At 42.0% G+C, this 10,871-nt stretch carries 10 protein-coding genes and 1 tRNA gene; 5 read left to right on the forward strand and 6 right to left on the reverse strand.

The window, feature by feature from the left end; all coding sequences use genetic code 11:
• Positions 1-47: 47 nt before the first annotated feature.
• On the forward strand, positions 48-989 hold the full coding sequence (locus tag VIP81_RS27955; RefSeq protein WP_331969261.1) for an ADP-ribosylglycohydrolase family protein: 942 nt from the start codon (positions 48-50) through the stop codon (positions 987-989).
• A 358-nt stretch (positions 990-1,347) separates the two neighbouring features.
• On the forward strand, positions 1,348-2,796 hold the full coding sequence (locus VIP81_RS27960) for an alpha-L-fucosidase (RefSeq protein ID WP_331969264.1): 1,449 nt from the start codon (positions 1,348-1,350) through the stop codon (positions 2,794-2,796).
• Between the two features lie 96 nt (positions 2,797-2,892).
• On the opposite strand, the gene VIP81_RS27965 is transcribed toward VIP81_RS27960, so the two are convergent.
• From VIP81_RS27965 to VIP81_RS27980, 4 genes are all read right to left on the reverse strand, one after another.
• Positions 2,893-3,246, reverse strand: coding sequence for a cupin domain-containing protein (locus VIP81_RS27965; protein WP_331969267.1), 354 nt, complete (start codon positions 3,244-3,246; stop codon positions 2,893-2,895).
• A gap of 89 nt (positions 3,247-3,335) precedes the next feature.
• On the reverse strand, positions 3,336-4,124 hold the full coding sequence (locus VIP81_RS27970; RefSeq protein ID WP_331969270.1) for an AraC family transcriptional regulator: 789 nt from the start codon (positions 4,122-4,124) through the stop codon (positions 3,336-3,338).
• A 155-nt stretch (positions 4,125-4,279) separates the two neighbouring features.
• On the reverse strand, positions 4,280-5,137 hold the full coding sequence (locus VIP81_RS27975; protein ID WP_331969273.1) for an RNA polymerase sigma factor: 858 nt from the start codon (positions 5,135-5,137) through the stop codon (positions 4,280-4,282).
• Between the two features lie 69 nt (positions 5,138-5,206).
• The gene (locus tag VIP81_RS27980; protein WP_331969277.1) at positions 5,207-6,010 is read right to left on the reverse strand and encodes an SDR family oxidoreductase; all 804 of its coding nucleotides are present in this window, start codon (positions 6,008-6,010) and stop codon (positions 5,207-5,209) included.
• A gap of 320 nt (positions 6,011-6,330) precedes the next feature.
• On the opposite strand from VIP81_RS27980, the gene VIP81_RS27985 reads away from it, so the two are divergent.
• On the forward strand, positions 6,331-6,795 hold the full coding sequence (locus tag VIP81_RS27985; protein WP_331969279.1) for a hypothetical protein: 465 nt from the start codon (positions 6,331-6,333) through the stop codon (positions 6,793-6,795).
• Between the two features lie 310 nt (positions 6,796-7,105).
• The gene (locus VIP81_RS27990) at positions 7,106-8,101 is read left to right on the forward strand and encodes a Fic family protein (RefSeq protein WP_331969282.1); all 996 of its coding nucleotides are present in this window, start codon (positions 7,106-7,108) and stop codon (positions 8,099-8,101) included.
• Positions 8,102-8,214: 113 nt separating this feature from the next.
• Here the strand turns inward: VIP81_RS27990 and VIP81_RS27995 are convergent.
• Positions 8,215-8,288 (reverse strand) — tRNA-Asp (locus tag VIP81_RS27995).
• Between the two features lie 103 nt (positions 8,289-8,391).
• A complete protein-coding gene (locus tag VIP81_RS28000) occupies positions 8,392-9,666 on the reverse strand; it encodes a hypothetical protein (protein ID WP_331969284.1) in 1,275 nt (424 codons plus the stop codon).
• Between the two features lie 403 nt (positions 9,667-10,069).
• Between VIP81_RS28000 and VIP81_RS28005 the strand changes: the two genes are divergently transcribed.
• Positions 10,070-10,871 (forward strand): rhomboid family intramembrane serine protease (locus VIP81_RS28005; protein ID WP_331969287.1); only part of this gene is annotated, 802 nt, incomplete at its 3' end.

The raw sequence follows: 10,871 nt of genomic DNA on the forward strand, positions 1-10,871 counted from the left end.
AGATCGGTCTGTATTTATTATCTTGGATAAAACATAAGCGCAAAAAAATGAATCAGATTAAAGCAGCTTTATTTGGCCTGGCAGTGGGCGATGCATTAGGCGTACCAGTAGAATTCAGAGAGCGGGAAGGACTTGAACGTAGTCCTGTAACCGACATGATGGGTTACGGATCGCATCGTCAGCCTGCCGGCACCTGGTCCGATGATAGTTCACTTGCTTTTTGTCTGGCTGAAGCGCTGGCATCAGATTTTACGCTGGCACTGCTCGCAAAATATTTTGTCGATTGGCGATATAAGAATTTCTGGACGCCACATGGCGAAGTATTCGATATTGGTATGACTACACAGGAATCGATTGAGCGATTGGCGAAGGGTATTGCACCAACAAAGGCAGGCGGATTTTATGAATCTGAAAATGGCAATGGCTCGCTCATGAGAATTCTGCCATTGCTTTTTTATGTGAAAGATAAGCCGATTACAGAACGATTTGAATTAACCAGAGATGTATCCTCTCTTACACATGGACATATGCGTGCGGTTATCGCCTGTTTTTATTACTTAGAGTTTGCGCGGCTGATTTTATTGAAAAAGGATAAATTCGAAGTTTATCTTTCTCTGCAAAAAACATTGCCCTCCTTCATTGCACAACAAGGAATAGCTGCCGATGAAATCGCCAAATTTCACCGCCTTTTTAAGGAGGATATTCATTTTTTTCCTGCCTCTACTATCAGTAGCGGTGGATATGTGTTGTATACATTGGAGGCAAGTATCTGGTGTATACTCACGACAGACAACTATGCGGATGCTGTTTTGAAAGCCGTGAATTTGGGAGGGGATACAGATACTACCGGAGCGGTAACCGGTGGTTTGGCGGGGTTAATGTATGGATTAACGGGCATACCGGAAAAATGGATGGGCGAGCTGGTGCGACGGGAGGATATTGAGTGGCTGGGGGAGAGGATGGAGCGGAGATTACCATTTACTATGTAACTGGCGAGCGTGTTTTAGTAGTTTTGATGTCGCCTTTACTCAAGCGCTTCCTCATCCTCCTTCAACACAACGAAATCCCGGAACTCGGTAGAAAAGAATGGACGCTCTATACTCCTGGTCAGGTAAACTTCTTCCTGGATCCCATCTAAGACTTTGGCAAAAACTGGTTTCATGTCACTGAGCAAAATGCAATACTTACTATTTATGCTAAAATAGAGAAATAAATGGTCAATTCCAACGTACGAAAGTTTTGAGAGGGGCGCTACCTTTAGCGACAAGCCACTTTATGAATGAAGCTTACATTTTTAAAATTGACTGGAATAAAGGATTATAAATCTGTAATAAGTAAATAAAGAAGATGAAGAAAGCTATATTAACCATATTTCTCTGTGTGCATGCGTTGGTTGGATATGCGCAAACAAGCCAGCAAAAAGATCTCCATCAGTTGCAATCGGATTTCGTAGATCTCCGCTTTGGGGTGATGATGCATTTCAATATGGGTACATTTACGGATGAAGAATGGGCCAATCCTGATCATGATCCCCAATTATTTAACCCTGCCAAATTAGATTGTAATCAATGGGCGGACGCCTGTAAAGCAGCGGGAATGACCTACGGCATTCTCACCACCAAGCATCATGATGGCTTCTGTTTGTGGGATAGTAAATACACTGATTACGATGTAGCCAGCAGCCCCCTGAAAAGAGACGTGGTAGCGGAATATGTAAAGGCGTTTCGTAGCAGGGGATTAAAGCCCTGCCTGTATTTTTCCGTGTGGGATCGCCATAATGGTGTGGAGAACGGCGGTCCGAAAGAAGAAGCATTTGTGTTGAATCAGTTAACGGAGCTGCTAACCAACTACGGCGAAATACCGCTGATTATTTTTGATGGCTGGAACTGGAAGATGGGACATCGCCTGATTTCTTATCAACGCGTGTATGAACATATAAAGAAGCTACAGCCTAATTGTCTTGTTTCGGAGCATAATGGCAATAGTAACCTGCAAACGGATATCGTTTATTATGAAGGGCCTAAAGGCGTTTATCCTCCCGGTAATAATGTTTATCCGTCACAAATGGCGCTGACCTTGACAAATGGTTGGTTCTGGCATCCGGGAGCCGGGAAAGAGGTGAAAAGCCTGGATTATGAACTGGATAAACTACAACGGGTAGTACCGCTCTATTGCAATTTCCTGATTAATATCGGCCCTAATCGCGACGGGCTGTTTGACGACGCTGCAGTAGCACGCTTAAAACAAATTGGAAAGACCTGGAAAGCCGATCGTAACAGATTGCCTTTGCCGTCACAAGCCGTTGTTGTAAAAAACTTTATCACCGTGGCTGCTGTATCCGCCTCCGATGGCGTAGCCGTAGTAGCACCAGCTGGTCCCGCCAACGATGGTTCTCCAATTGCAGCATTGCTGGATCAGAAAAAGCCGGATGTGATGATAGACGGCATTAGTGACCTGGTAGGAGACAGAGGCGGGTTTGCGCCGTTTCAGACATACTGGAAGTTTTCGCCGTCAAAATCGCCGGCTGTAGTACTGGATCTGGGTGAAGAGAAATCCATCAGCAAATTGTATTACTTACCGGCCCAGCTCACAGGGTATAGCGGTATCATTACAAAGTATACATTGTCTGTGGGCGATACGCCAACTGCCCTCACAAAAGTTAAGGAAGGTACCTGGCAAAAAAATGCAGACCTGAAAGTGACCACGTTTTCGCCGGTTAAAGCCAGGTACGTTAAGCTTGAAATAGCTGCTGCTATTGATGATGCCATGATCAGTGAAATAGGCGTTGGGAACTAATAATAAGTATATATCGCCGGTAATAAAAATTCGATTCAAAGTACTTTTAGCCGCGTTGCCGCAGGCGTACCATCGTATTTGAGGGATTGTTTCTTTTTATAGAATCTCTACTTCTTCTGGAATCAACAACAACAGCGTACACCCGGTTTTAGTAGTCACCGAATGTTTAAAGCCCGGCGGCGTATATAGGTAGTCGCCCTGTGAAAGCGTAGCACTTTCCAATGTAGCTTCTCCACTTAGTACAAATATTTCTTCGCCGGCAGGATGATTATGATAGGGATAGCTGGCCCCGGCTTCAAATTTCAGGAGTATGGAGGTAGAACGCTGCGCTGCTTCGTCATACCGGAGGGAGATGACAGAAATGCCATGATAATGAATCCCTTTTTCAACTAATGGCTGCCAGTCTTTTTGATTGTTTCTTACAATGTAGTGATGGATATCTGTATTCATAGTAACTATTTTTAGTTGATTTATTACTACAAAGATGGGTTACAAAAGGCGGGTAAAGAATAGAGAATATGGAGAAAAGCATGTAATATTTACGCCGTCAGTTTTTCTTTATATTGTTTGGGAGAAGACTTTGTTTGTTTCTTAAAGAAATTGGAGAAATAAAACGGGTCATTAAAGCCCAGCTGATAAGCCACTTCTTTTACCGACAAATTTCCATAGGTAAGCAGCCTTTTTGCTTCGGAGGTAATAAGGCCATAGATAACATTTTGAGCTGTTTTGCCGGCATGCAGTTTTGCCAGGTCATTTAATTTTAGTTCCGTAGTACCCAGCATTGCTGCAAATTGACGAAGGGAATAATTGTGTTCAAAATTATTTCTTACCGCTTCTAAAAATTTCAGGAATAAGGCATCGGGTTTCCAGATTTCGTCTCCACGGCTCACTTTGGCCCTGTTGATAGCTACCAATATCAACGCTATCCGGCTATGCACGGAAATAAGGTATTGATATGGCTTGTTCAGTAATTCCTGTTCAATGGATCTGAGCTGAGGTTCCACCATTGCTTTATCTACCGGTATGACTTCGTTCATGGCAAAATGACAAAAAAGCCCGTTGTGGAAAATCAGTTCAATATCGTTATCATCTTTACAAAAAAAGTCTAATGTAAATTCAAGCACCCAGGCTTTGGCTTTTGTCCAGGAGGTCAGTGTGTGAATTTGGCCTGATGTAATGGTGACTACCTGTGCTGCAGAAAGATGGAATTCTTTTTCATCAATAGTCATTGATAGTTTGCCTGAAACACAGTATACCAAAACATATTTCATGATGCGTCGTGGTTGATCCAGGGCGGCAATGTTTTCTACCTCGTTGATTGTTATCATTTGCAATATGGATATGAAGTGGTTTACAATACGGACGGGCGATCTCGGACTGCTACCTAAATTTAATCATGTTCTGTGTATTTTTTGAACTATGCTAACATTTCATTGGCCTTTTTTGGGTGGGTACGTATTGGAAGTACATACCCACCTATATTTTAATGGATTCTCTCTTTGGTCTCGTCAAAAAAATTACTTCTTTCGCCGATGGCCGTACGGGTGCATTTCATAATAATATCATGCAGTTCGGTACCGGAGCTGTGCAAGGGGTCAATAGCTTTTACCAGTATGGTCCTTAATGTAAAAAGTTCTTCTCTGTTAAATTTTTTGGATGCTTTTACCAATTCCAGTTTCATTAGCTGCTCCTGCTGGTTTTGCTTTGGATTAAATATTTCATTTAATTGGCTGCATTGGTGACAGACCCCATTTTTGTTGATTAAGGCGCATCTGTTTTCGAAGATGTCGGTCATGGTACTTCTGGCATCTATCAGGAGATGTTTTATCACTCCTTCTGTTTTATCCAGAATGAGGCAAATTTCTTTGACCTGGAAATCATAGATGTCTTTTAAAATCAGTGCCACCTGGTTTTCGATGGGTAGAGTTTTCGAGATGCAGGTGAAACAAAAGTCCACGTGTTCCTTCATCTCATAGGCCCCTGCATTGGACGTTTGATGAACAATCCTGAATGCCTGTCCGATCTCCTGGGTGCCAATGGCTAACATGGCGCCCTGATCCTGCGCGTCAGCCGGCCATCTCTTTAATTTTTTTAAATGATCGTAGGCGAGATGGGTAGCGATTTTAAATACCCAGGTTTTGAGGGAGGATTCCCGGTTGAAGGTGGAGATCTTATCAAACGCCCTGATGAAGGTGTCATGGGTCAGATCGTCTACGTCATTCCGATCCACGAGTAAGCGATAGAGGTATGACTTCAGCTGGGTTTGAAATCCGGCAAATAGTGTCTGGAACGAATTGATATCACCGGTTAATGCTTTTTTGAGTATTTCTTCTTTGTCCATTTGGTCAATTTAATGCTGCATGATGAAGCGGGTGGCAGTCTTGCGAAAGACCGTCACCCATTAAATATATTATAATAAATTTATTTTCCCGCAATCAACATCCACAATATGACTATTGAAAACTACTCCGTTATCAGAAACCAGGAAGGCGGCTGTTTCGCCTACTTGTTTCAATGTGGGACCTGATTTCAGGAGATCAAATTTTTTGTATTGCAACGTCATTTCTTCCCGGGTAATGCCTAAATTTTCGGAAAAATCATTGATCATTCCCGAGATCTTTTTTGTCTCCAGCAGGGCGCCGGAGCAAATGCAGATCGCCTTAATTCCATGCTTGCCGAATTCGGCGGCCAATACCCTCGTCAATCCTTCAATAGCCGCACAGGCAGCCGCGAATCCTGCCATATTGGGCGTTTTGGTTCTCGCCATAGATGCGTTGAACAGCAAGAGCGTACCGGCTGATCCGGATTGGATCATATATTTTGCCGCAGCTCTCGAAGTAAGGAACTGCGAACCACAGATCCTTTGCAAAGGATTCAGGAATTGCTCGAAAGTGGCCATTGTCGTGGGCGTACCGCTGCCGGCGTCCCGGTAGTAGGTCCCGATACCATTGAATACCATATCCAGTTTTCCATTGTCCGCCACCACCTTTTGTAAATAAGTGTCAATCTCGGTTTCGTTCATGGCATCTACTTTACCTGCTTCCGCCTGTCCGCCACCCGCTTTGATTTCTTCCGCCAGTGTTTTTACGGCGCTGAGGTTCGTGGCGGTGACATATACTTTTGCACCATGCTGCGCAAATGACCTGGCTACAGCTCCCGCAATTTGTCCTGACGCCGCGAATATTACCGCTACTTTGTTTTTTAGATTTTCCATTTTGTTGCTTGTTTATATCTTTTGACGATTGAGCCGGGCAAAACGGTCGGGTTTTTATAAAATAGTTTTGAAGTGGGGGGAGGGATTGGTGATGAAGTGTTTGTTGGGGATGGTTTTTGTGAAGGGATGTTTTTATTAAAATCGAGTTAGAGATTATATATTGAGTGATTAACTCATACCAACCTATGAAATGTTTTTTTAGTTTTCTCTTACTGCCTACGCGATGACTACTTTAGGGCAAGCGCCTTTTCCTGCTAGCCGGAATCCAAATAATCCGCTGTTGCATATGTTTTTTTAAAGAACGTATATATCCCATTTTTATGAAACAAGTTTTCGGTGTGTTTTTACTTTTCCTGTTTACATGCTGTCATAGTAACAATGTAACCAGTTATCAATCAGATACAATTGCGCTTCAAACAGCGCCGCATCCTCCTGTGGATACCACTATTGCGCGAAAGATGGCCTTTGAAACAGATAGCAGCTTTTTTGAGATAAACAATGAGTTTCCATGGATGGGGGATACCATTCGCAGTTATATTCAGCTATCAACAAACGAAATGGTGAAGTCTTTCGTTAAGGACAGCTCTATTGTATTTATGTACGATGGGGTTGAAAAAAAAGATAGTGGTGGCTATGTTGGCGTAAGATTAGGTGCGGACGTCGACAACGGAGAGGGTATAGTATTTACAACTGCCGGATGTATATATATCGATATCCTGAGTCGTGAAATATATGAGGTTGATATTGCTGCTGATACCAGTTATCTGTGGGTGAGGCCACAGTAGAAAATTATTAAACAAAAAAGTCACGTCGTTCCAGATGTGACTTTTTTGCCTTGTGAAGGCGACAATGTTCGAACCTGTTTGAGGTAGATTTATAAAAAACGACGTTTTTTAGTACTAAACCATTTTGTCATGTGTATATTTTGTACATGATAGACTTGTCATGTAAAGAAAATTCACTTATTTTTACATGATAAGCGCCTCAGTTATAATCTTTTTACATGAAAAAGTTGAAAGAACACGAGATCGATAAGCCGTTTAATGACCTTTCATTACTACCACCACAAAGGGAAGCAATTGAATCGATAAACAATTGGTAAACTCTTCAGTAGCATTAGCAGAACTAAAGGGGCGAGCCAATATTTTGCCCAATCAAAACATACTACTTAATGCGGTTATCCTGAAAGAAGCAACAGCCAGTTCAGAAATTGAAAATGTAATCACGACTCAGGATAAATTATACCAGGCATTATCTACCACCGGAACTCAAATAGATTCAGCTACAAAGGAAGTACTTCGTTATAGAGAAGCTGCCTTGCACGGATTTCATTTTATTAAGCAAAAAGGATTTCTAAGTACTAATGCTATTATTGATATCCAGCAAGTATTAGAGGGAAATAATGCAGGGATACGTAAACTGCCAGGAACAGCTCTGCGGAATGCGGCAACTGGAAATGTTATTTATACCCCTCCAGATGATCACAAGAGAATATTAAAGCTGATGAAAAACCTGGAAGAGTATTTAAATGCAGAGGATGATCTTTCTCCTCTGATTAAACTGGCTGTACAGCATTATCAATTTGAAAGTATACATCCATTTTATGACGGAAATGGCCGTACTGGGAGAATCATTAATGTACTTTACCTGATAATTCATGGACTTTTGGAAAGTCCTATATTATACCTGAGTTCTTTTGTGATAAAAAACAAATCAGATTATTATCGTCTATTGCAGGAAGTGAGGGTTAAAAATAATTGGGAAGAATGGATCCTATATATTTTAAAAGGAATAGAGCAGACAGCAAAAGAAACTATTAATCAAATCCAGGAAATTAATAAGCTATTTTCCAGTATACAGGAAAAGGTTAAAAAAGAAGCGGAAAAATCATATAATAAAGAATTATTAGAGCTGCTATTTGAACACCCTTATTGTAAAATTGATTATGTAGTTGATCGCCTGAAGGTATCAAGGGTAACTGCTGCGAAATATCTTAAGGAATTGGAAGCAATCGGCGTGCTGGAATCAAAACGTGTCTGGAAGGAAACATTGTATATAAATAGCAGATTATTTGATCTGTTGAAAAATTAAGCCCTCACTAATGAGCTTAAAGAGCTAATGATAGAATATAATATTGGAGTGGATTCCAAAAAAAGTATGAAAGTAAAAAGTCACACCGTTTTCGATGTGACTTTTTTATTTTGCGGACAAGACGGGACTCGAACCCGCGACCTCCGCCGTGACAGGGCGGCATTCTAACCAACTGAACTACTTATCCTTAATACAGGCGGGCCTTTCAGCCGATCCATATCCCCCGTTTGGGATTGCAAATGTAGCAACATTATTCTCAATCATCCAAATAAATTTGAAAAAAAATGAAATTATTTTGCCCAGGTATTAATGTCCGGACAGCTGCTAGCCGCTGCAGCAAAGGATTTGGTGTTGCTATACCGCGCCTTGAATTGTCTTTCGTAAGGTGATGAATAGCCTTTTTCAGGAGCAAAATAGTCATGTACAGTCTTATCACAAACCGCCAGCATTACCGTTGCCTGTGCGGCGGTTTCTTTATCATGGCCGGCATAGGCAAGTGCCTGATGATACAGTTGTATCGCATCTGTACAACGATAGTAAGATGATTCATATATTTTATCATTGGGAGAAAAAGTATAGTCGGCCCAGTGATACCAATCGCTGTAATCATCTGCCTGTTCTCTGGCACCTTTGCCATAGCTGAACATCATCCAGGCAGTTCCCGGTCTCGAAATATTAAACAGCGCGTTGCCTGCAAGTAGCGATAGCCGGGCTTTTTCAGCGGGTTGTTTGGCAGCGGCCAATGCATCCAGCAGTCCAATGATATCGCGTAGAATCAGTTTCTTGCTCACATATGGATATTTTTGCCGGGGTGTTTTAAGGATCTCTGTTAGTCCTACCGTATTTCCAGTATAACGGCTCGGGAGATAGTTGATGTACTCATAATTGTTTTCCCAGAAATGATCTGGTAGGCGCTCAAAAGTTGTGAGGGCAGCTTTATATTGCTTTTGCCGTAATTGCAGCGTGCCTTTCAGATCCAGATAAAAATCATCGGTCGACCAAGCCTTCGGCGTGATCAGTTTTTCAAAAGGTGTTTTATGTTTGGCATGTTTAAAAGCGAGTAATGCATCTATGTTTTCAGGAGAAGCATATTTGTCGAAGAAAGCAATTTTGTTGTAGGAAATAGTATCGGCTTGTCCTGAATACCACCCGCCAAAGCCGTAATAATCATTTATCAGCAGCGACGCTTTTTGTGATAACAGCCCCGCCTTTACGATATCTCCTTTGGCTTTCATCTGCCAGCTGAGGGCCAGGTATAGCTGCGAAATGGTTTCATAAGGTTTGGATGCTCCTTCATATTCCTGGAGATTATACTCTTCTTCTCCTGCATGGATAATAGCCGTTAGTTGCTTATACAAAGTTTGTTGTACTGCCGGGTTGCTAACATCCGATGTATAGATCAGGTTGAGTGTAGTCGCAATAGCCAGCTGTTTAAGATAGCGGGGGTTAGTAGTGTGAATGGTCTGCAAATATTTCCTGGCTTCCGCGTATTGATGATCTGCCTGGAAAAGATGCACAATGGCTAATGACAGCAAATCCTTATGGGTAGTGGCATGTGGCAGCATCGCTATAAACTGCTCCCGTACTTGCCGTAAGTAAATGCGATCTTTTTGACGCTTTCTTTGCTCATAAAGTTTTTCTTTCCAGCCTGTTTTCCCTATGCCGAATTTTCCTTTTCCGGACCATAGATGGAATAAGTTGATTTCTAATAATAAAAAGAATGACTAATGACGTGCTTTTTTTCGGGCTTACACGAAAAAAACAGTAGCAGCCATGCATACAGACAAAACCGGTAGGGAAACATGATGTAAAGGAGTATGCACTAAAGCTACATCATTTTCCATTCACCACCTCCTTGTTATCTTGTATCATACCCCCATTTTTTACCTCCGAAATTTTGATATATTTAAACTATTCTACATATTGCAGAGGCGTTTGAAAAACTAACCCGTAAAAATCCCCTGTTCAATGAATAATACCGGATTTATCAGCCTGGGAATCATTATTGCAAATTTTATTTTTTCATACAAAGGATTTAAGAATCGTATATTTTTCGACAAGTATGCTTTTGTAGTAGAAAGGATATTGCTGTTCAAAGAATACTGGCGGTTAATTACTTCCGGGTTTCTGCACGTAAGCTGGCAGCATCTGCTCTTTAACATGATTTCACTCGCCGGCTTTAGCTGGCTGCTGGAGGAAGATTTGGGCAGCGTAGCATTTCTGTTGATTTACTTTGGTAGTTTGATTGGAGGAGATTTGTTATCCTTATTCATTCACCGTAATAACGGCGACTATAGTTCTGTTGGTGCGTCCGGTGCTATTTGTGGGGTGATCTTTGCTGCCATTGCGTTGTATCCGGGGATGAGTATAAACTTCCTGGGATTGTTCCCTATTGCAGGATGGCTCTATGGTTTGGTGTATATCCTCTATGCGATCTACGGTATTAAGTCGCGCAAAGATAACATTGGTCACGATGCACACCTGGGAGGGGCGCTGATAGGGATGATGATCGCCATTGCGCTGGAGCCGCAGGCGATGCTGGCTAATTTTGCCACTATTATTGCCATCACGGTGCCGGCTATATTTTTTATGTATGTGATCATTTCCAAACCGCATGTGTTGCTGGTGGACAATGTGTTCTACAAACAACACCATGTATTCGCAGATATAGACGATAAATATCTTTTCGACCGGGCCAGCCGTCAGCGGGATCTGGACGCTATTTTAGAAAAAATCCATAAAAAAGGGATGCATAGCCTGACGAAAGAGG

Origin of the sequence: Chitinophaga sp., from assembly GCF_036566945.1 — a bacterium.
Classification (GTDB): domain Bacteria; phylum Bacteroidota; class Bacteroidia; order Chitinophagales; family Chitinophagaceae; genus Chitinophaga.